General features: G+C 64.6%; 19 protein-coding genes. 3 read left to right on the top strand and 16 right to left on the bottom strand.

Translation table 11 applies throughout. The annotated features are described in order from the left end of the window. The first annotated feature begins 3 nt into the window (after positions 1-3). A complete protein-coding gene (locus J2X19_RS24175) occupies positions 4-1,410 on the top strand; it encodes an FAD-binding oxidoreductase (protein WP_310377039.1) in 1,407 nt (468 codons plus the stop codon). Between the two features lie 98 nt (positions 1,411-1,508). Here the strand turns inward: J2X19_RS24175 and J2X19_RS24170 are convergent, their stop codons facing one another. Continuing rightward, positions 1,509-2,351, bottom strand: a complete 843-nt coding sequence (locus J2X19_RS24170; RefSeq protein WP_310377038.1) for a class I SAM-dependent methyltransferase — start codon at positions 2,349-2,351, stop codon at positions 1,509-1,511. 86 nt (positions 2,352-2,437) lie between these two features. Next, positions 2,438-3,682: a glycosyltransferase gene (locus tag J2X19_RS24165; protein WP_310377037.1), complete on the bottom strand. Its 1,245-nt coding sequence runs from the start codon at positions 3,680-3,682 to the stop codon at positions 2,438-2,440. 79 nt (positions 3,683-3,761) lie between these two features. Between J2X19_RS24165 and J2X19_RS24160 the strand changes: the two genes are divergently transcribed. Then, complete coding sequence (locus tag J2X19_RS24160) at positions 3,762-4,937, top strand: hypothetical protein (protein WP_310377036.1); 1,176 nt, start codon at positions 3,762-3,764, stop codon at positions 4,935-4,937. A gap of 46 nt (positions 4,938-4,983) precedes the next feature. Continuing rightward, positions 4,984-6,672: an asparagine synthetase B family protein gene (locus J2X19_RS24155; protein WP_310377035.1), complete on the top strand. Its 1,689-nt coding sequence runs from the start codon at positions 4,984-4,986 to the stop codon at positions 6,670-6,672. A gap of 195 nt (positions 6,673-6,867) precedes the next feature. Here the strand turns inward: J2X19_RS24155 and hisD are convergent, their stop codons facing one another. From hisD to J2X19_RS24085, 14 genes are all read right to left on the bottom strand, one after another. Continuing rightward, positions 6,868-8,190: a histidinol dehydrogenase gene (hisD, locus tag J2X19_RS24150; protein ID WP_310377034.1), complete on the bottom strand. Its 1,323-nt coding sequence runs from the start codon at positions 8,188-8,190 to the stop codon at positions 6,868-6,870. A gap of 133 nt (positions 8,191-8,323) precedes the next feature. Further along, positions 8,324-8,974 carry an ATP phosphoribosyltransferase gene (gene hisG, locus J2X19_RS24145; protein ID WP_310377033.1) on the bottom strand — a complete coding sequence of 217 codons (651 nt, stop codon included), beginning with the start codon at positions 8,972-8,974 and terminating at the stop codon, positions 8,324-8,326. Continuing rightward, entirely contained in the window at positions 8,971-10,251 is a 1,281-nt protein-coding gene (gene murA, locus J2X19_RS24140; protein ID WP_310377032.1) for a UDP-N-acetylglucosamine 1-carboxyvinyltransferase, read from the bottom strand. The genes hisG and murA overlap by 4 nt, the downstream gene beginning before the upstream one ends. Before the next feature lie 19 nt (positions 10,252-10,270). Further along, on the bottom strand, positions 10,271-10,513 hold the full coding sequence (locus J2X19_RS24135) for a BolA family protein (RefSeq protein WP_310377031.1): 243 nt from the start codon (positions 10,511-10,513) through the stop codon (positions 10,271-10,273). A gap of 16 nt (positions 10,514-10,529) precedes the next feature. Further along, complete coding sequence (locus J2X19_RS24130) at positions 10,530-11,285, bottom strand: ABC transporter permease (RefSeq protein ID WP_310377030.1); 756 nt, start codon at positions 11,283-11,285, stop codon at positions 10,530-10,532. Then, on the bottom strand, positions 11,282-12,220 hold the full coding sequence (locus J2X19_RS24125) for an ABC transporter ATP-binding protein (RefSeq protein ID WP_310377029.1): 939 nt from the start codon (positions 12,218-12,220) through the stop codon (positions 11,282-11,284). The genes J2X19_RS24130 and J2X19_RS24125 overlap by 4 nt, the downstream gene beginning before the upstream one ends. 48 nt (positions 12,221-12,268) lie before the next feature. After that, positions 12,269-13,399 carry an aminotransferase class V-fold PLP-dependent enzyme gene (locus J2X19_RS24120; RefSeq protein WP_310377028.1) on the bottom strand — a complete coding sequence of 377 codons (1,131 nt, stop codon included), beginning with the start codon at positions 13,397-13,399 and terminating at the stop codon, positions 12,269-12,271. A 74-nt stretch (positions 13,400-13,473) separates the two neighbouring features. After that, the gene (locus tag J2X19_RS24115) at positions 13,474-13,746 is read right to left on the bottom strand and encodes an STAS domain-containing protein (protein ID WP_310377027.1); all 273 of its coding nucleotides are present in this window, start codon (positions 13,744-13,746) and stop codon (positions 13,474-13,476) included. Positions 13,747-13,749: 3 nt separating this feature from the next. Beyond that, a complete protein-coding gene (locus tag J2X19_RS24110) occupies positions 13,750-14,391 on the bottom strand; it encodes an MlaC/ttg2D family ABC transporter substrate-binding protein (protein ID WP_116605715.1) in 642 nt (213 codons plus the stop codon). Positions 14,392-14,507: 116 nt separating this feature from the next. Beyond that, positions 14,508-15,230, bottom strand: a complete 723-nt coding sequence (locus J2X19_RS24105) for an MlaA family lipoprotein (RefSeq protein ID WP_310377026.1) — start codon at positions 15,228-15,230, stop codon at positions 14,508-14,510. Between the two features lie 27 nt (positions 15,231-15,257). After that, positions 15,258-15,764, bottom strand: a complete 507-nt coding sequence (gene mlaD / locus J2X19_RS24100; RefSeq protein ID WP_116605713.1) for an outer membrane lipid asymmetry maintenance protein MlaD — start codon at positions 15,762-15,764, stop codon at positions 15,258-15,260. A 9-nt stretch (positions 15,765-15,773) separates the two neighbouring features. Next, positions 15,774-16,556, bottom strand: coding sequence for a lipid asymmetry maintenance ABC transporter permease subunit MlaE (gene mlaE / locus J2X19_RS24095; protein WP_310377025.1), 783 nt, complete (start codon positions 16,554-16,556; stop codon positions 15,774-15,776). Then, positions 16,553-17,395 carry an ABC transporter ATP-binding protein gene (locus J2X19_RS24090; protein WP_310377024.1) on the bottom strand — a complete coding sequence of 281 codons (843 nt, stop codon included), beginning with the start codon at positions 17,393-17,395 and terminating at the stop codon, positions 16,553-16,555. Before J2X19_RS24090 ends, mlaE begins: the two co-directional genes overlap by 4 nt. Positions 17,396-17,497: 102 nt before the next feature. After that, complete coding sequence (locus J2X19_RS24085) at positions 17,498-18,976, bottom strand: glutamate synthase subunit beta (RefSeq protein ID WP_116605710.1); 1,479 nt, start codon at positions 18,974-18,976, stop codon at positions 17,498-17,500. Positions 18,977-18,989: the final 13 nt, after the last annotated feature.

Here is an 18,989-nt window from a genome sequence, read left to right as displayed (position 1 = left end):
ACCATGACCACTACCAACACCACCCCAGCCCACCAGTTGCCCGAACTATTACCCGGCCTGGACTGGATTGCCGACCCGCTGCGCGTGGGTCGCCTGTCGCAGGATTTCGCCTGGTTCAGCCCCGTGCTCAAGCGCGACCTGGCCGGCAAGCGCGGCGACATGGCGGTGCGTCCGCGCACCGAGGATGAGATCCGCCAGGTGGTGGCGGCCTGCGCCCGCGCGCAGATCCCCCTCACCGTGCGCGGCAGCGGCACCGGCAACTACGGCCAGAGCACCCCATTGCACGGCGGGGTGATCCTGGACCTTTCCGGCTACAACAGCTTTGGCTGGGTGCGCGGCGGCGTAGGCCGCGCGCAGGCGGGCATCCGCCTGGCGGACTTTGACGCGCAGACCAAACCTCTGGGACAGGAGCTGCGCTGGCTGCCCTCCACCTACCGCAGCGCAACGCTGGGCGGGCTGTTTGGCGGTGGCTTTGGGGGCGCAGGCTCGATCAACCACGGCCCGCTGGCCGCGCCCGGAAACGTGCTGGCGGTACGCGCGATGACGGTGGAGCCCGAGCCCCAGGTCGTCGAACTACGCGGCCCCGAGGCCATGCTGCTGCACCACACCTATGGCACCAATGGCATCGTGCTGGAGCTGGAAGTTGCGCTCACCCCTGCAGTGGCTTGGACGGAGTGCATCGTCGCCTTCGAGCAGTTCGATGCAGCACTGGAGTTCGCCGACCGCTTCGGCAGCGCACCGGGCCTGGAGAAGAAAGAAGTGTGCTTCGTGGCCGCACCCATCCCCGACTATTTCACCAGTCTTGCCGAGCACCTGCCCAAAGGCTGCCACGCGGTGATGCTGCTCGTGGCGCCGCATTCCGAGGCCGGCATGCGCGACATGGCCGCCCCGTTGGGTGGAGCCATTACCTACCGCAAGACGGCGGAAGAAGTGGCGCAAAGCCACAAGACGCTACTGGAATACACCTGGAACCACACCACCCTCCATGCACTGAAGGTGGACAAGAGCCTCACCTACATCCAGAGCGGGTTCAACCCCATGCACCGCCTCCAACAGGTGAAGGCCCTGGAAGCAGCGCTAAAGGGCGAGGTGATGATGCACCTGGAGTTCCTGCGCACCAAGGAGGGAGCTTTCAACTGCAGCGGCCTGCAAATCATCCGCTACACCACCGAAGAACGCCTGAACCAGATCATGCAGATCTACCGTGACCATGGCGTACAGATCAACAACCCGCATGTATACATCGTGGAGGACGGCAAGCAGAACAACCTGGACCCGGCCGTGGTCAGCACCAAACAGCGTTTCGATCCGCAGGGGCTGCTCAACCCGGGCAAGCTGCGCAGCTGGGTGCCAACCGCTACGGCTACGACGGCAGCAAGGGCTCAATTCTTTAGTACTGCCCCGTGCTGATTTCTTTGTTTCTGTTGTTTTCCATGCCGCGTCAAACGGAGGACGTGCATTTGACGATGACAGCCTTTTGTTAGCCGCTCTAAGGCGCAACCGGTAGTTCAGCGCCGCTCGGACGGCGCAGCCCGCTGGCTGGCGCGCTGCCGTGCGGCTTCAAAATCCTGCGCCAGCAGGCTCTTGCCCTGCAGGTCAGAGGGCATGGCCCAGCGCAGGTATTTCTCGGCCACCCGCACCGAGATCGGTTTCTTTTTTTCGGCAAACGGGTCGGCGATGTCGCGCCGGGTGAGCAGGTGCAGATCGGCGTGGTTGGAGAAAAACCGGCAACCCAGTTGCTGCGCCAACAGCTCCAACGCGCGGACGGTAAAAAACACGATGTGCTGCCCGGTTTCGGGCACAAGGTACCACCAGTCTTTTTGGAGCGGTTCGCCCTCGGGAACCAGCACGGTGGAGAACAGCACCGAGTCCGCATAGTCAAACAGCTGCCGCACCTCGGCCACCGGGTCCACCAGGTGCTCGAACACCTCGAAGGCTGTGACCAGCTCGAAGCGCGCATGCGGCTCCAGGTCCTTCAGGTCCAGGTGCTGGGCAAAGATGTTGCTGCAGTAGCGGTCCTGGCGGTAGAAGTCAAAGCCCTTGTCGCGCATCATGCGCACAAACAGGCCGTAGCCGCCGGCATAGTCAAGAAAGCGCGCACCGGGGTCGAACACCGCGGCAATCGTCTGCGCCGCCTTGTGGGACAGAAAGATATTCCGTCCGACCATGCCCACATCCAGCGAGGAAATGGCCGCGCCATAGGCCTCGTCCAGCCAGTAGGGGTGCTCGGTCTGCACCAGGCCGCAGCTCTGGCACTGGAAATACGCCACCGGGTAGCGGCCCAGGACCAGGTTTTCGAACAAGGGCGCACTGGCTTCGCCGCACACCAAACAGGTATTTTTTGAACGCATGGGAAACAACCCCAAAAAATCAGCCCCCTGGCACAAGCAAGCTCGTTCTTGTCTCTCTCCCGTCCTCCCTCAGGGTGCTTGCAGCCTCAGGGGCTGCCCACCACCTCGGCCAGCAAATCGGCAAATGCCTTGGAACGCCCCTGGCGCGAGGCGTTCTGCACCGCCGCCGGATCGGGCAGCCGCACGCTCTGGGCCCGCACGGCGGCCACAAAACGGGGCAGCAGCGCGGCGATCTCGTCCACCGAATCGATGCGCGCCATCGCGTCCAGGCCGGCGCCGCGCAGCACACCCGCGGTATCGCCCTGTGGATCCGTCAGCCCGAGTATCGGCCGGCCGGCGCGCAGGTATTCGTAAATCTTTGCGGGGATTTGTGCGTTGCAGTTACTGGCCTGCATGACCAGCAAGGCGTCGACGGACAGCATCTCGGCCAGGGCTTCTCGGTAGGGCACGGCGGGGCACAGCTCGATGAAGTCTTGCACGCCGTACTGGCTGGCCAGGCCGGTCAACAGATCGTCGTGGGCCGAGGCGCGGAAGCGGATGCGCAGCTGCGCGGGCTGCAAATCCCCGGCGGCGCGCAGGCGCTGCAGCGCGGCCAACAGCTGGGTCGGGTCGCGCTCCGACGGGTAGACGATGCCGCTGTGCAGCAGGACCACCGGCTGGTCGGCCGCCAGCGGGCTGGACGGCGCCACAGCGGCGTGCGCAAAGCTTTCCTCGTCATAGCCGTTCTCCAGCACGGTAATGCGGCTGGCGGCCTGGGGATAGCGTTCGCGGTACATCTGGGCGGCGCCGGGGGTGGTGAATACGCTGCGGCTCGCGTCTTCCACCGCTTCCTGCTCGATGCGCTGGTAGCTGCGCCAGGTGTCGGGGTCGGCCGGGTAGCCGTCCTGCGCCATCGGGTCGCGGAAGTCGGCCACCCAGGGCAGGCCGGTCTTCTTGTGCAGCTGCTGGCCGATCACATGCGCGGTGGCGATCGGATAGGTCGACCAGATGGCATCGGGCTTGAACTCTTTCACCAGCTGCAGGCCCTGGCGCACCGCGTCGAAGCGCCAGCTGATCCAGCGGTCGGGCCGGGCCATCCAGCCCATGTAGCGGCCCTGGATGTTCAAATGCCGCGCGGTGTCCAGCGCAAAAGCCCGGCGCACCACCGTGGCCGTGGGCACGTCGTCCAACAAATCGGGGCTGGTGCGCTCGTAGGCGCGCGGGTCGGCCGTCAGCACGATGGGGCGCCAACCCAAGGCCGGCAAGTGCTGCACGAACCGCAAGGTGCGCTGTATGCCGCTGCTGCCCGCCAGCGGCGGGAAGTGGTAGGCGATCATCAAAACTGTTTTCACACGGAACCCTGGGTTGTTCTTGGCTGCAGGATCATACGGGGGAAGCAGGCCGGGCCTTGCGGCAGAATGCCCGGTACTTATGCCACTGCCTGCCCCCACCCGCCTTCTTCGCCGCATCGGCCTGCTGGTTGCGGCCCTGCTGCTGTGCAGCGCTGCCAGCGCCGACGAAGGATTCAAGACGCTGCAGGTCGGCCCGCTGCGCACTATCAAAACAATAGCTGCTTCCGCAAAGCTGGCGGGCGACAACACCATTATTGATGTAGATGCGGGCGACTACCTGGGCGATGTGGCGGTATGGACCCAGGCCAACATCCGCCTGCGCGCCGTGGGGGGTCGGGTGCGTTTGCGCGCCGACGGCCAGGCCGCCGAGGGCAAGGGCATCTGGGTGGTGCGCTCGGCCCAGTTCAGCGTCGAGGGCTTCGACTTCTCGGACGCGCGCGTGCCCAGCCGCAACGGCGCGGGCATACGCTTTGAATCCGGCCGGCTGCTGGTGCGCGACTGCTCGTTTACCTACAACGAGATGGGCTTGCTGACCAACAACGACGGCCAGGCCGTACTGGAGGTGGAAAACAGCGAGTTCGCCCACAACAACCGCCCCGACGGCCACAACCACAATCTGTACATAGGCCGCATCGCCCATGCCACGGTGACCGGCAGCTACTTCCACCACGCGCAAACCGGCCATTTGCTGAAAAGCCGGGCCGCGCTCAGCCACATCCTGTACAACCGGTTGACGGACGACGGCGGCAGCGCCAGCTACGAGCTGGAGTTCCCGAATGGCGGCGTGGCTGTGGTGCTGGGCAATATCGTCCAGCAAGGCCCGCTGACCGAGAACCCGGCTGTCATTTCCTTCGGCGCCGAAGGCTATGTATGGCCGAGCAACCAGCTGTACCTGGTGAACAACACCCTGGTCGACGATCTGCCCAGCGGCGGCAGCTGGCTGCGCATCAAGCCCGGCGCCGACAGCGTGCTGGCGGTCAACAATCTGCTGGTCGGCCCGGCGCGCCTGCAACCCACTACCCCGGGGGATTTCCGCAACAACTTCAACGTCGATCGCAGCGCCTTCCTGCCCGGTGGCAGCTACCGGCTGCGCTCCACCGCCGCCGTGCTGGGCAAGGCCATCGACCTGGGCAACAACGACGGCCAGGATTTGCGGCCGCAGCGCGAATATATTCACAGCGCCCAAACCCGGGCGCTGGACATTGCCCCGCATAATCCCGGAGCGATGCAGCAGCTGAAAGCGCCCGCGCCTTGAGCCGGCTTGCTGTGGTTTGGCCCCTCTTTTTTTACCGCCCTATCCCATGTCCCTGACCTCCCCTTCTCTGGCACTTGGCAGCCCCCGCTTTGCAGATGCACGTTTGGCAGAACTGGCCCGCACCGACGGCGCCATCGCCGCCTGGCAGGCAGCTTGCGCCCAGGATGCCGCCAAGGCCGCGCTGCAGGCCACCGGGGACTTTGCGGTGGGCCTGCAACAGCCCTCGGGGCGGACCTTCCTGGCGGTGGACCGCTTTGCCATCCGCAGCCTCTGCTACCGCGTGGTCGATGGCCAGCTGCGCTTCGCCGAACGCGCCGATGCGCTGGCCCAGGGACCGGATGGCGCCGAGATCGACCCACAGGCCATCTTCGACTACCTGTACTTCCACGCGATTCCCTCGCCACGCACCATCTTCAAAGGCGTGTTCCGACTGCCGCCCGGCCACTACGCGCTGTTTGACAACGGCCAGCTGACGGTAGCGCCCTACTGGGTGCCGACGTTTGCTGAACAAGGCAATGTGTCCTTCGACGCCCTGCGCGACGAGTTCCGCGGCCTGGTGCGCAACGCCGTGGCGGCCCAGCTCGACGGTGGCAAAGCCGCCTGCTTTTTGAGCGGCGGCACCGACAGCTCCACCGTGGCCGGCATGCTCAGCGACATCAGCGGCAAGAGCGGAGAAAAAGCCGCCACCTACTCCATCGGCTTCGACGCCGAAGGCTACGACGAAATGGAATACGCGCGCCTGGCCGCACGCCACTTCAAGACCGAGCACCACGAGTACTACGTGACGCCCGACGACCTGGTGCGCAGCATTGCCAACGTGGCTAGCTCCTACGACCAGCCCTTCGGCAACTCGTCCGCCCTGCCCTCGTACTACTGCTCGCGCGTGGCCAAAGACGATGGCGTCACCAAAATCCTGGCCGGCGACGGCGGCGACGAACTGTTCGGCGGCAACGCCCGCTATGCCAAGCAGCGGGTGTTCGGCTGGTACGGCGTCGTGCCCTCGGCGCTGCGCAGCGGACTGATGGAGCCGCTGCTGGACAAATCGGCCGACAGCAGCATCGCCCTGCTGCGCAAGGCCTCCAGCTACGTCGAACAGGCCAAGGTGCCGATGCCGGACCGGCTGCAGATGTACAACCTGCTGTTGCGCCTGGGTGTGAACGACGTGCTGACGCCCGACTTCCTCGCCCAGGTCGACATCCAGGGCCCGGCCGTGCAGCAACGCAGCGTCTGGTCCCAGGCCAAGGCCGACAGCCAGGTGAACCGCATGCTGGCCTTCGACTGGCGCTACACCCTGGCCGAAAGCGATCTGCCCAAGGTTTGCGGCACGACCCGCCTGGCCGGCCTGGGTGTGGGCTTCCCGATGCTGAACGAAGCCCTGCTGGAGTTCTCGCTCAAGCTGCCTACCGAATACAAGCTCAAGGGCCTGAAGCTGCGCTGGTTCTTCAAGGAAGCGCTGCGCGGCTTCCTGCCCGATGAAATCCTGACCAAGAAGAAGCAGGGCTTCGGCCTGCCCTTCGGCGTCTGGGCGACGCGCCACGACGGCCTGAAGCAGGTCGCCACCGACGCCCTGAACAGCCTGGCCACGCGCAACATCGTGCGCCCGGAGTTCATCCACAGCCTGCTGGGCGAACGGCTGCAGGAGCACCCCGGTTATTACGGTGAGATGGTCTGGATTCTGATGATGCTGGAGCAGTGGCTGCAAACCCACGCGCCCCAGTTCAAACTGGAAAAATAGGCACACCCCCAGGCTCCAGTGCTGCGCACTTTCCGCCCACCCCTTGCAGGGGGCAACACCGGCGGACTGGTGGAGCCAGATCCGCGGTGTTTCTGGAAGGGGGAAGGGACACCTTCAAGCCCCTTTTTTATCAAAAAAGATAGCATCCAGCGCAGATAGAGTCTGCACTAGACGCTATTTTTACGCCTAAAAATCTTACTTGGGATTCAGCCGCATCTCGGCGGCCCTTGCATGGGCTTGCAGACCTTCGCCATACGCCAGCTCGGCAGCTATCGGGCCCAATAGCTGGGCACCAGCCCGGCTGACCTCGATGATGCTGCTGCGCTTCTGGAAGTCGTACACCCCCAGCGGGCTGGAGAAGCGCGCGGTGCCGGATGTCGGCAGCACGTGGTTCGGCCCGGCGCAGTAGTCGCCCAGGCTCTCGCTGGTGTAGGCGCCCAGGAAGATCGCGCCGGCGTGCTTGAGCAGCGGCTCCCAGCGGTGCGGGTCGGTGCTGCTGACTTCCAAATGCTCGGGCGCAATCCGGTTGCTGATCTCGCAGGCCTCTTCCATGCTGCGGGTGTGGATCAGCGCGCCGCGGCCACTGAGCGACTTGGCGATGATCTCGGCGCGTGGCATCTCATTCAGCAAACGGTCAATGCTGGCCTGCACCTGGGCGATGTAGCCGGCGTCGGGGCACAGCAGAATGCTCTGCGCCAGCTCGTCGTGCTCGGCCTGGCTGAACAGGTCCATCGCCACCCAGTCGGGCGGCGTCGTGCCGTCGGCCAGCACCAGGATTTCGCTCGGGCCGGCAATCATGTCGATGCCCACCGTGCCGAAGACGCGGCGCTTGGCGGCGGCCACATAGGCATTGCCCGGGCCGGTGATCTTGTGCACGTTGGGGATGGTCGCCGTGCCATAGGCCAGCGCGGCCACGGCCTGGGCGCCGCCTATGGTGTAGGCGCGGGTCACGCCGGCCACGTAGGCGGCGGCCAGCACCAGGGCGTTCTTCTCGCCGCGCGGTGTTGGCACGACCATGATGATCTCGGCCACGCCGGCCACGTGGGCGGGGATGGCGTTCATCAGCACGCTGCTGGGGTAGGCCGCCTTGCCGCCGGGCACATAGATGCCCACGCGGTCCAGCGGCGTGACCTTCTGGCCTAGCAGGGTGCCGTCGGCATCGCGGTAGCTCCAGCTCTCGCCCGAGGCCTTTTTCTGCGCCTCATGGTAGCTGCGCACGCGGGCGGCTGCCGCCTGCAGGGCGTCGCGCTGGGCGGCGGGAATGGTGTCGAACGCGGCTTTGAGTTCGGCCTGGGTCAGCTCCAGCTCCGCCAGCGAAGCCGCGCTCAGGCCGTCAAAACGGTTCGTGTACTCCAGCACCGCCGCGTCGCCACGTTGCTGCACATCGGCCAGGATGTCGGCGACAGTCTTTTCAATCGCCGTATCCGCCTCGGCAGACCAATGCAGACGCGCCTTGAATTCGGCCTCAAAAGTGGCGTTGGCGGTGGAAAGACGGGCGGGAGCAGCTAAAAAATTCATAACAATAAACTTCCTCGATAGCCAATTAACACCTCTTCCAGCAAACACCGTGGAACCGGCTTTGCCGGGCCACTGGTGTTGCCCCCTGCAAGGGGGTTGGCGAAAAGCGCTTGCGCTGTAGCCTGGGGGTGTTTCAAATTTCAGAGCGTTCGGCAACTGCCTTGGCGAAGGCGTCGATCAAGGCACGGATGGGGGCTTGCTTGAGCTTCAGCGAGGCCTGGTTGACCACCAGGCGCGAGCTGATGTCCATGATGCGCTCGACCTCCACCAAGTGGTTGGCCTTGAGGGTGTTGCCGGTGGACACCAGGTCCACGATGGCATCGGCCAGGCCGGTCAGCGGCGCCAGCTCCATGCTGCCGTAGAGCTTGATCAGATCGACGTGCACACCCTTGGCGGCGAAGAATTCGCGTGCAATTGCTACATATTTGGTAGCTACGCGCAGCCGCGAACCCTGCTTCACAGCCCGTTCGTAGTCAAAATCGGCGCGCACCGCCACGCTGATGCGGCACTTGGCGATCTGCAGGTCCAGCGGCTGGTACATGCCCTGGCCGCCGTGTTCGATCAAGGTGTCCCGTCCGGTGATGCCCAGGTCAGCGCCGCCGTTTTCCACATAGGTGGGCACGTCGGAGGCGCGCACCAGCACCACGCGCACGCCGGGCTGGTTGGTGTCCAGGATCAGCTTGCGCGAGGTTTCGGGGTTGTCCAGCACCTCGATGTTGGCGGCGCGCAGCAGCGGCAGCGTGTCGTCAAAGATGCGGCCTTTGGAGAGGGCTAAGGTAATCATGCTTTCACTCGCTCGATGTCTGCACCGATGCCGCGCAGCTTGGCTTCCATTTGGTCGTAGCCGCGGTCCAGGTGGTAGATGCGGTCCACCACGGTCTCGCCCTCGGCCACCAGGCCGGCGATCACCAGGCTGGCGGAGGCACGCAGGTCGGTGGCCATCACGGTGGCGCCCGACAGCTTGGCCACGCCCTCGGTCACGGCCACCTTGCCGTCGATCTGGATGTGCGCGCCCAGGCGCACCAGCTCGTTGACGTGCATGAAGCGGTTTTCAAAAATCGTCTCGGTGACCTTGCTCGGGCCCTGGGCCACGCAGTTCAGCACCATGAACTGGGCCTGCATGTCGGTGGGAAAGCCCGGGTATTCGGTGGTGCGGAAGCTCTGCGCCTTCAGGTGGGTGTGCGCCGGGCCGGCGGACTGCACGCGGATGCCGTCGGCCTCGGGCGTAACGGTCACGCCAGCGGTGCGCAGCTTGTCGATCACCGCGTCCAGATGGTCGGCACGGCCGTGCTGCAGCAGCACGTCGCCACCGGTGGCGGCCACGGCGCAGAGGAAGGTGCCGGTCTCGATGCGATCCGCCACCACCTGGTGGCAGCAGCCATGCAGCTTGTCCACACCCTGGATGCGGATGCGGTGCGTGCCGTGGCCTTCGATCTTCGCGCCCATCTTGATCAGCATCTCAGCCAGATCGGAGATTTCAGGCTCCTGCGCGGCGTTTTCCAGAATCGTCTCGCCTTCGGCCAGGGCCGCGGCCATCAGAAAGTTCTCGGTGCCGGTGACGGTCACCATGTCGGTGGTGATATGGCAGCCCTTGAGGCGGGTCCAGCCCTTGGGCAGCTTGGCGATCATGTAGCCGTGTTCGACCACGATCTCGGCGCCCATGGCCTGCAAGCCCTTGATGTGCTGGTCCACCGGGCGCGAACCGATGGCACAGCCGCCGGGCAAGGACACCGTGGCCTCGCCGAAGCGCGCCAGCAGCGGGCCCAGCGCCAGCACCGAGGCGCGCATGGTCTTCACCAGCTCGTAAGGGGCTTCGGGTGACGACAGGGCGCCGGCATTGATGCTCACCGTGCCGTCTTCAGAGCGCTCGGCCGTCACGCCCATGTTGCGGATCAGGGTCAGCATGGTGGCCACGTCCTGCAGGCGCGGCACATTGGTCAGGGTGACAGGCTCGGCCGTCAGCAGCGCGGCGCACAGTTCGGGCAGGGCGGCGTTCTTGGCGCCGGAGATGCGGACCTGGCCTTGCAGGCTGCGGCCACCGCGGATGAGTAATTTGTCCATGGAATGCGATCAGTAGGGTTTAGCGGGGCAAGGCGGCCCACTCGGCAGGCGTATAGGTCTTCATCGACAGCGCATGCACTTCGTCGGTATGCATTTTGGCGCCCAGCGTGGCATAGACCCGCTGGTGGCGCTGGATGGCGCGGCGGCCCTCGAACTCGGCCGAGACGATGGTGGCGTACCAGTGGCGGCCATCGCCTTCGAGTTCGATGTGCTCGCAGGTCAGGTGCGCGGCGATGAGGTTTTGCAGTTCTTCAGCAGTCATGGGAGTATTTTTTTAATTAGCCGCGGATCTTGTAGCCTACGCGCAGCAGGTTCACGGTGATGGCGCTGACCACCAGCAGCGCAGTGCCGACGATGCCCAGGCTGATCCAGGGCGATACGTCGCTGACGCCAAAGAAGCCGTAGCGGAAGCCGTCGATCATGTAGAAGAACGGGTTCAGGTGGCTGACGGTCTGCCAGAACGGCGGCAGCGAATGGATGGAATAGAACACGCCGCTCAGAAAGGTCATGGGCATGATGACGAAGTTCTGGAACGCTGCCATCTGGTCGAATTTCTCTGCCCACAGGCCGGCGATGATGCCTAACGTGCCCAGCAGGGCCGCACCCAGCACGGCGAACACGATGATCCACAGCGGGGCCACAAAGCTGGCGCCGGTGAAGATGGCCGTGACCGCAAACACCCCGGCACCGACCAGCAGGCCGCGCGCCACGGCCGAGCCGGTATAGGCCCAGAACCAGCCCCAATGCGACAGCGGGGTCAGCAGCACGAACACCAGGCTGCCCATGATCTTGCTCTGGATCAGCGAGGAGGAGCTATTGGCAAAGGCGTTTTGCAGCACACTCATCATCACCAGGCCGGGCACCAGGAAGGCTGTGTAGTTGATCGTGCCGTAGACCAAGGCCTTGCCTTCCAGCACATGGCCGAAGATCAGCAGGTACAGCACGGCGGTCAGCACCGGCGCGCCCACGGTCTGGAAGCCGACCTTCCAGAAGCGCAGCGATTCCTTATACAAAAGGGTTTGCCAGCCGGTCATACCGCCACTCCGTTGGCCACATAGCCGTTGGTCATCACATCCAAAAACACGTCTTCCAGATCGGCCTTGCGGATCTCCACGTCTTCGGCGGTCAGGCCGGCTTCGCGCACCGCCGCCAGATAGCGCTCGATCTCGGCCGCGTTGTGCGCGGGGAACTGCACGATGCGGCCGGTAATCCGGGCCTGCTGCGCCAGGGCGCTGGGGAGTTCGCTATCGACTTTGAAGCGCAGCACATTGCTGGAAGCATTTTTCAGCAGCTCGCTGGTGCGGTCCAGCGCCACCACCCGGCCCTGCTTGAGCATGGCGATGCGCGAGCACAGGGCCTCGGCTTCTTCCAGGTAATGGGTGGTCAGCAGCACGGTGTGGCCCTGCTTGTTCAGCTTGGCGATGAACTGCCACAGGGTCTGGCGCAGCTCCACGTCGACGCCGGCCGTGGGCTCATCCAGCACGATGACTGGGGGCTTGTGCACCAGGGCCTGGGCCACCAGCACCCGGCGCTTCATGCCGCCGGACAGCTGGCGCATATTGGCGTTGGCCTTGTCGGTCAGGCCCAGGCTTTCCAGCAACTCATCGATCCAGGCGTCGTTATTCTTCACACCGAAATAACCCGACTGGATGCGCAGCGCCTCGCGCACATTGAAGAACGGGTCGAACACCAGCTCCTGCGGCACCACGCCCAGTTGGCGGCGCGCGTTGGCGTAGTCGCCCACCACATCGTGGCCGTGCACCAGCACCTTGCCACCGGTGGCCCGGTTCAGGCCGGCCAGTATGCTGATCAGCGTGGTTTTGCCCGCGCCATTCGGCCCGAGCAGGCCAAAAAATTCCCCCTGGGCGATATCGAAGCTGACGCTGTCGAGGGCGGTGAGGGGGGGATTTTTAGCGCCGCGGGGGCTGGCGTAGGTCTTGGAGACCTGCTGGAAGGAGATGGCTGGCATGGGCCGACGATTTTAACGGCTGGGGGGCCATGCCGCCGGGTGTGGGCATTAGGGCAAGATTTGCTCTAGTGCCAGCTCCAAGTTTTTCACCGTGCGCTCCACGTTGTGCAGCTTCTCCAGGCCGAACAGGCCGATGCGAAAGCTCTGAAAGTCCGGTCCCTCGTCGCATTGCAGCGGCACGCCAGCCGCCGTCTGCAGCCCCTGGCCAAGAAACTTCTTGCCCGACTGTATCTCGGCGTCGGTGGTGTAGCTGACCACCACGCCCGGTGCCTGGAAGCCCGGTGCCGCCACGCTGGGGAAGCCCTTGCGCACCAGCAGCGCACGCACCTGCTCGCCCAGCGCCTGCTGCTCGGCGCGCACCTTGTCAAAGCCATAGGCCTGGGTTTCCTGCATCACGGTGTACAGCCGGGCCAGCGCGTCGGTGGGCAGGGTTGCGTGGTAGGCATGGCCGCCGTTTTCATAGGCTTCCATGATCTGCAACCATTTGCGCAGATCGCAGGCAAAGCTGCTGCTGGTGGTGGACTCGATGCGCTCGCGCGCCAGGGCGCTGAGCATGACCAATGCGCAGCAGGGCGAGCCGCTCCAGCCTTTTTGCGGCGCGCTCACCAGCACATCCACGCCGGTGGCCTGCATATCGACCCAGATGGCGCCGGAGGCAATGCAGTCCAGCACCAGCAGGCCGCCCACGGCGTGCACCGCGTCGGCCACGGCGCGCAGATAGGCATCGGGCAGGATCATGCCGCTGGCGGTTTCCACATGCGGGGCGAACACCACGGCGGGTTTTTCGGCCTGGATGGTGGCTACCACTTCGGCAATCGACACGGGGGCGAACGGCGCCTGCTTGCCCTCGCCCTGGCGCCGGGCCTTGAGCACGGTGGAGGCGGCGGGGATCTTGCCCATATCGAAGATTTGCGTCCAGCGGTAGCTGAACCAGCCGTTGCGGATGACCAGCACCTTCTGGTCGGTGGCGAATTGGCGGGCGACGGCCTCCATGCCGAAGGTGCCGCTGCCGGGCACCACAATGGCCAACTGGGCCCGGTAAACCTGTTTGAGCACCCCCGAGATGCCACGCATCACGCCCTGGAAGCTCTGCGACATGTGGTTCAGGGCACGGTCGGTGTAGACCACCGAATATTCAAGCAGACCCTCGGGGTCTACATGGGGCAAGAGTCCAGGCATGGTGCGCTCCAATCGGCTAGGAATAGCCGACCAGTTTAGCGCGCAGGCTTTGGGTAATTACCCTTGGAACCGCTTCAAACGGCGGCCGGCAGCAGCTCGGCCACGCCGTACAGGCCGGCCAGCGCCGCCAGCCGCTCCGGCAGGCCGCGCACCGCGAAGGCGCGGCCCATGGCCATGCTTTCGCGCCGGCACTCCAGCATCACGGCCAGCGCCGACGAGTCGAACCGGGACAGCGCCGTGGCGTCCAGCACCACCGGCGCAGCCGGCTGCGAGCGCAGGCCCTGCACCAGCATGCGCAGCGAAGCCGTGGCCTGCGCGTGGGTCAACTCAGCGGGCAAGACCAGCATGGATCAGCCTTTTTTGGCAGCGTTGGCCTGGTTGCGCGTGGACAAGGTGGTGATCAGACCGTCGATGCCCTTGGCGTTGATCTCGCTGGCGAACTGGCTGCGGTAGGTTTCGACCAGCCACACGCCCAGCACATTCAGGTTGAAAATCTTCCAGCCGGCACCGTCGCCAGGGGTTTTTTCCAGGCGGTAGTCCAGCTGTACCGGGTCGCCGCGGCCCTTGACCTCGGTACGCACCACAACCTCTTTTTCGTCGGCTGCAGCCCGGAACGGCTTCATGCTGATTTCCTGGTCGCTGACCTGGGCCAGCGCGCCGGAGTAGGTGCGCACCAGCAGAATCTTGAACTCTTCCTGCAAGCGCTTTTGCTGCTCGGGCGTGGCCTGGCGCCAGCCTGGGCCGACGGCCGAGGCGGTCATGCGCTGGAAGTTCACGTTCGGCATGATCTTGGAGTCCACCAGCAGCATGATCTTGGCGATATTGCCCTGCTGCAGGGTCTTGTCGGCCTTGATGGTGTCCAGCACTTCGGTGGAGATGCGCTTGACCAGCACATCGGGTGCTTCATCGGCGGCCGCAGCCCCCATGGAGGTGGTCGCCGCCACCGCAAACACCATACCAGCCAACAGGGAACCTAAAAAACGACGCTTCATACAATCCTTCTCTTGCGGGACAACCCGCGTTTCAATAATGGCAATGTAAACCCCGGGGTTGACACCAGGCCGATTGCGCAGCCCTACTTTGCTCCCCGGTTACACAGTGAGCAGCCTTACTTGGCCGGCTCGGCGGCCGGTTCCGGGGGGTTGCCGTCGTACACCTCGCTGCGCCGCGCCTGCAGATAGAAGTCGCGGCTAAACGTGTATTTGTCCAGCGCCGCGTCATCCAGCACCGCGCTGGCGCGCAGCAGATTGGCCCGGGTGTTGACCAGGTTGAGGCCGGTCAGGCGGTCCCGGTCACCCGAATGCGGCACCGCATTCAGCGCATTGCCCTGCATGTCCAGCGGCAAGGCAGCCGTGTCGCGCACGGTAGACGACCCCAGCAAAGGCAGGACCAGATACGGGCCCGAGGGTACGCCCCAGCTGCCGAGGGTCTGGCCAAAGTCTTCCTTGTGCCGCTCCAGCCCCATGTCGGTAGCCAGATCAAAAATGCCGCCCAGGCCAAACACAGTGTTGATGCTGAAGCGCATCCAGCTTTCCACAGCCTCGCGGCCCTTGAATTGCAAGGCGTTGTTGGCGGTGCTCCAGACCTCGGTCAAATTGGAGAAGAAGTTGGTCACACCGGTACGCACCAGCGCGGGCGTGACCTTGGTGTAGACCGTGGCCACGGGTTTGAGCACTGCGTTGTCGACCACTTCGTTGAAGCCGAAAACCGTGCGGTTCAGCGGCTCCAGCGGATCGCGCGGGTTCGCCTGGGGGCCGGTGGCGCAACCGGAAATGACAAGAAATATGCCGCTAGCGCAGGCAAGCATTGCGTGTTTAGCTATTTTTTTCATAGTGAATATGGGAATGGGTATCCGCTCTTATTTTTTAACTGCGGGAGCCGGTGCAGCGGGTGCAGCCGGGGTTTCCGGGCCGTCGGCCGCCTTGCTGTACAGGAACTGGCTGATCAGGTTCTCCAGCACCACGGCCGACTGGGTGGTGGAAATGGTGTCGCCGGCAGCCAGGTTCTTGGCGTCGGCACCGGCTTCAATGCCGATGTACTGCTCGCCCAGCAGGCCGCTGGTCAGGATCTTCAGCGAGCTGTCTTTGGGGAAAGCATAGTGCGGGTCCATGGCCAATGTCACCCGCGCCTGGAAGCTTTTGTCATCAAAAGTGATGCCCTCGACCCGGCCTACCACCACGCCGGCGCTCTTGACCGCCGCCTTGGGCTTGAGCCCGCCGATGTTGTCGAACTTGGCACTCACGGTATAGCCGGTCTGGAAACTCAGCGACAGCAGGTTCGCCGACTGCAGCGCCAGAAACAGCAACGCAGCCGCCCCCAACAGTACAAACAAACCTACCCAGATATCGTTTTTAGAGCGTTGCATAACTAGACCTTAAATAGAGAACATGGTGGCGGTCAGCAAAAAGTCCAAGGCCAGCACCGCCAGCGAGGCCACCACCACCGTACGCGTCGTGGCCCGGGCTACACCCTCGGGCGTGGGTCGGGCTTCATAGCCTTGCAGCAACGCGACAAAGCTTACCGTGAAGCCGAACACCACGCTTTTGATCACGCCGTTGCCAACATCGCGCCAGACATCGACGCCGCCCTGCATCTGGCTCCAGAACGCCCCTGAATCCACACCGATCATCAGCACGCCGACCACCCAGCCGCCCAGGATGCCGACCGCGCTGAACAGCGCCGCCAGCAAGGGCATGGTGATCACGCCGGCCCAGAAGCGCGGCGCCAGGATGCGGCGCACCGGGTCCACCGCCATCAGCTCCATGGCGCTGAGCTGCTCGCCAGCCTTCATCAAGCCGATACCAGCGGTCAGCGAAGTGCCCGCGCGCCCTGCAAACAGCAAGGCCGTGACCACCGGCCCGAGTTCGCGCACCAGGCTCAGCGCCACCAGCAGGCCCAGCGCCTCGCTGGAACCATAGCGCTGCAAGGTGTAGTAGCCCTGCAGGCCCAGCACAAAGCCGACGAACAGGCCGGACACGCCGATCAGCGCCAGCGAGTAATTGCCCAGGAAGTGGATCTGGTCGCGCACCAGGCCAAAACGCCGCAAGGTCGGCCCTACCAGGGCCAGCAGGCGGATAAACAGCCGGGTCGCATGGCCGATATCGCCGAGCTTGCAGCGCAGCGCAAAACCGACGTCTGAGGGCTTGTACCAGCTCATCGCGGGGCTCCGGTAGGCGGCACGGGCTGCAAGCCGGCACCAAAATCCTGCTCCACGCTGGGGCCGGGGTAGTGGAAGCGCACCGGGCCGTCGGGCAAGGCGTGGATGAACTGGTGCACCAGCGGGTCGCTGCTGTTGCGCACCTCCTCGGGCGTGCCCTGGGCCACGATCTTGCCGTTGGCCAGCACCACCACCTTGTCGGCGATGCGGAAGGTTTCGTCCAGGTCGTGCGACACGATGATGCTGGTCAGGCCCATGGTGTCGTTCAAATCGCGGATCAGCCGCGCCGCCGTACCCAGGGAAATCGGGTCCAGCCCGGCAAAGGGCTCGTCGTACATCACCAGATCGGGGTCCAGCGCAATCGTGCGGGCCAGGGCCACCCGGCGCGCCATGCCGCCCGAGACTTCGCTGGGCATCAAGTCGCGCGCACCGCGCAAGCCGACCGCGCCCAGCTTCATCAGTACGATGTCGCGCACCAGGGTTTCCGACAAGTCCGTGTGCTCGCGCAGCGGAAACGCCACGTTGTCGAATACCGACATGTCGGTGAACAAGGCGCCGAACTGGAACAGCATGCCCATGCGACGCCGGGCCGCGTACCAGGCCGCCTGGTCGAAGCCGGCGACATCGGCACCGTCGAGCAGCAGCGCGCCCTGCTGGGCTTTGAGCTGGCCACCGATCAGGCGCAGCACGGTGGTTTTACCGCCGCCGGAGGCGCCCATCAGCGCCGTGACCTTGCCACGCGGGACGGACAGCGTGATGCCGTCCAGCACCGGACGCGCTCCGTACCCGAAGGTCAGCTGGCGGATATCAACAAGGTTGTCAGAAGGGCTTGAGGTCATAAAAAACAAAAGCCGGAACGTTTCCGGCTTTTGCATGATAAGGGATTGTCCTAGTACTTACACTTACCAAGACTTACCGGACCTGTTAGCAGGTCCTCGCTCTTAACGTGGCAGGTCGCTGTAGCCCATCAGGAACTCGTCCACCGCGCGCGCCGCCTGGCGGCCCTCACGGATGGCCCACACCACCAGGCTCTGGCCGCGGCGGATGTCGCCGGCCGCAAACACCTTGGGCACATTGGTCGCGTAACCGCCGGTAAAGTCGGTCGACGCCTTGGCGTTGCCGCGCGCGTCCTTGTCGATGCCAAACGCGTCCAGCACATTGGCCACCGGGCTCACAAAGCCCATGGCCAGCAGCACCAGATCGGCCTGCATCACGACTTCGGTACCCGGGATTTCGACCAGCTTGCCGTCCTTGAACTCGACGCGCACCGTCTTCAGGCCGGTGACCTTGCCTTTTTCGCCGATGAATTCCTTGGTGGAAATGGCGAATTCGCGCTCGCAACCTTCTTCATGGCTGGAACTGGTGCGCAGCTTGATCGGCCAGTAAGGCCAGGTCATGGGGCGGTTTTCTTCTTCGGGCGGCTGGGGCATGACCTCGAACTGGGTCACGCTGACCGCGCCATGGCGGTTGCTGGTGCCCACGCAGTCGGAGCCGGTGTCGCCGCCGCCGATGACGATGACCTTCTTGCCATCGGCACGCAGCTGGCCCTTGACCTTGTCGCCGGCGTTGACCTTGTTCTGCTGGGGCAGGAATTCCATCGCGAAATGGATGCCGTCCAGATCGCGGCCGGGCACGGGCAGGTCGCGCGATTGCTCGGCGCCACCGGTCAGCACCACGGCGTCGAAGTCTTTTTGCAGCTGCTCAGGGGTGACGGTATCCTTGGCCCAGTTGGTGACCTTGGAGCCCTTGCCCAGCGGGTCTTTGGCCGCGCCGACCATCACGCCGGTGCGGAAGGTGACGCCCTCGGCGGTCATCTGCTCGACCCGGCGGTCGATGTGGCTCTTCTCCATCTTGAAGTCGGGAATGCCGTAGCGCAGCAGGCCGCCGACGCGGTCGTTCTTCTCGAACAGGGTCACGTCGTGGCCGGCGCGCGCCAGCTGCTGGGCCGCAGCCAGGCCGGCGGGGCCGGAGCCGACCACCGCGACCTTCTTGCCGGTCTTGTGCTTGGCGACACGCGGTTTCACCCAGCCCTCGTCCCAGGCGCGGTCGATGATGGCGTGCTCGATGGACTTGATGCCCACCGGCAGGTCGCTGACGTTCAGCGTGCAGGCCGCCTCGCAGGGCGCGGGGCAGATGCGGCCGGTGAACTCGGGGAAGTTGTTGGTGCTGTGCAGCACCTCGATGGCGTTTTGCCAGTCGCCGCGGTACACCAGATCATTGAAGTCGGGAATGATGTTGTTGACCGGGCAGCCGTTGTTGCAGAACGGAATGCCGCAGTCCATGCAGCGCGCGCCCTGGATCTTGGCCTGCGATTCGTCGAGCCCGACGACGAATTCCTTGTAGTGTTTCAAACGCTCGGCTGGTGGCTTGTAGCCCTCTTCCAGCCGGCCGTATTCCATGAAGCCTGTGACTTTTCCCATGATTGAATCCTTG

The organism is Rhodoferax ferrireducens (assembly GCF_031458075.1).
GTDB lineage: Bacteria > Pseudomonadota > Gammaproteobacteria > Burkholderiales > Burkholderiaceae_C > Rhodoferax_B > Rhodoferax_B ferrireducens_A.
Note: the sequence above shows the minus strand (reverse complement) of the source record. Positions and strands in the feature narration are given on the sequence as shown.

Bases quoted from the DNA above. Each gene is read 5' to 3' on its own strand.
- J2X19_RS24170 (WP_310377038.1), bottom strand. From the start codon at position 2,351: ATGCGTTCAAAAAATACCTGTTTGGTGTGCGGCGAAGCCAGTGCGCCC.
- hisD (WP_310377034.1), bottom strand. From the start codon at position 8,190: ATGAATTTTTTAGCTGCTCCCGCCCGTCTTTCCACCGCCAACGCCACT.
- mlaE (WP_310377025.1), bottom strand. From the start codon at position 16,556: ATGAGCTGGTACAAGCCCTCAGACGTCGGTTTTGCGCTGCGCTGCAAG.
- J2X19_RS24125 (WP_310377029.1), bottom strand. From the start codon at position 12,220: ATGCCAGCCATCTCCTTCCAGCAGGTCTCCAAGACCTACGCCAGCCCC.
- J2X19_RS24175 (WP_310377039.1), top strand. From the start codon at position 4: ATGACCACTACCAACACCACCCCAGCCCACCAGTTGCCCGAACTATTA.
- J2X19_RS24110 (WP_116605715.1), bottom strand. From the start codon at position 14,391: ATGAAGCGTCGTTTTTTAGGTTCCCTGTTGGCTGGTATGGTGTTTGCG.
- hisG (WP_310377033.1), bottom strand. From the start codon at position 8,974: ATGATTACCTTAGCCCTCTCCAAAGGCCGCATCTTTGACGACACGCTG.
- J2X19_RS24160 (WP_310377036.1), top strand. From the start codon at position 3,762: ATGCCACTGCCTGCCCCCACCCGCCTTCTTCGCCGCATCGGCCTGCTG.
- J2X19_RS24090 (WP_310377024.1), bottom strand. From the start codon at position 17,395: ATGACCTCAAGCCCTTCTGACAACCTTGTTGATATCCGCCAGCTGACC.
- J2X19_RS24115 (WP_310377027.1), bottom strand. From the start codon at position 13,746: ATGCTGGTCTTGCCCGCTGAGTTGACCCACGCGCAGGCCACGGCTTCG.
- J2X19_RS24105 (WP_310377026.1), bottom strand. From the start codon at position 15,230: ATGAAAAAAATAGCTAAACACGCAATGCTTGCCTGCGCTAGCGGCATA.
- J2X19_RS24120 (WP_310377028.1), bottom strand. From the start codon at position 13,399: ATGCCTGGACTCTTGCCCCATGTAGACCCCGAGGGTCTGCTTGAATAT.
- J2X19_RS24085 (WP_116605710.1), bottom strand. From the start codon at position 18,976: ATGGGAAAAGTCACAGGCTTCATGGAATACGGCCGGCTGGAAGAGGGC.
- J2X19_RS24155 (WP_310377035.1), top strand. From the start codon at position 4,984: ATGTCCCTGACCTCCCCTTCTCTGGCACTTGGCAGCCCCCGCTTTGCA.
- mlaD (WP_116605713.1), bottom strand. From the start codon at position 15,764: ATGCAACGCTCTAAAAACGATATCTGGGTAGGTTTGTTTGTACTGTTG.
- J2X19_RS24130 (WP_310377030.1), bottom strand. From the start codon at position 11,285: ATGACCGGCTGGCAAACCCTTTTGTATAAGGAATCGCTGCGCTTCTGG.
- J2X19_RS24135 (WP_310377031.1), bottom strand. From the start codon at position 10,513: ATGACTGCTGAAGAACTGCAAAACCTCATCGCCGCGCACCTGACCTGC.
- murA (WP_310377032.1), bottom strand. From the start codon at position 10,251: ATGGACAAATTACTCATCCGCGGTGGCCGCAGCCTGCAAGGCCAGGTC.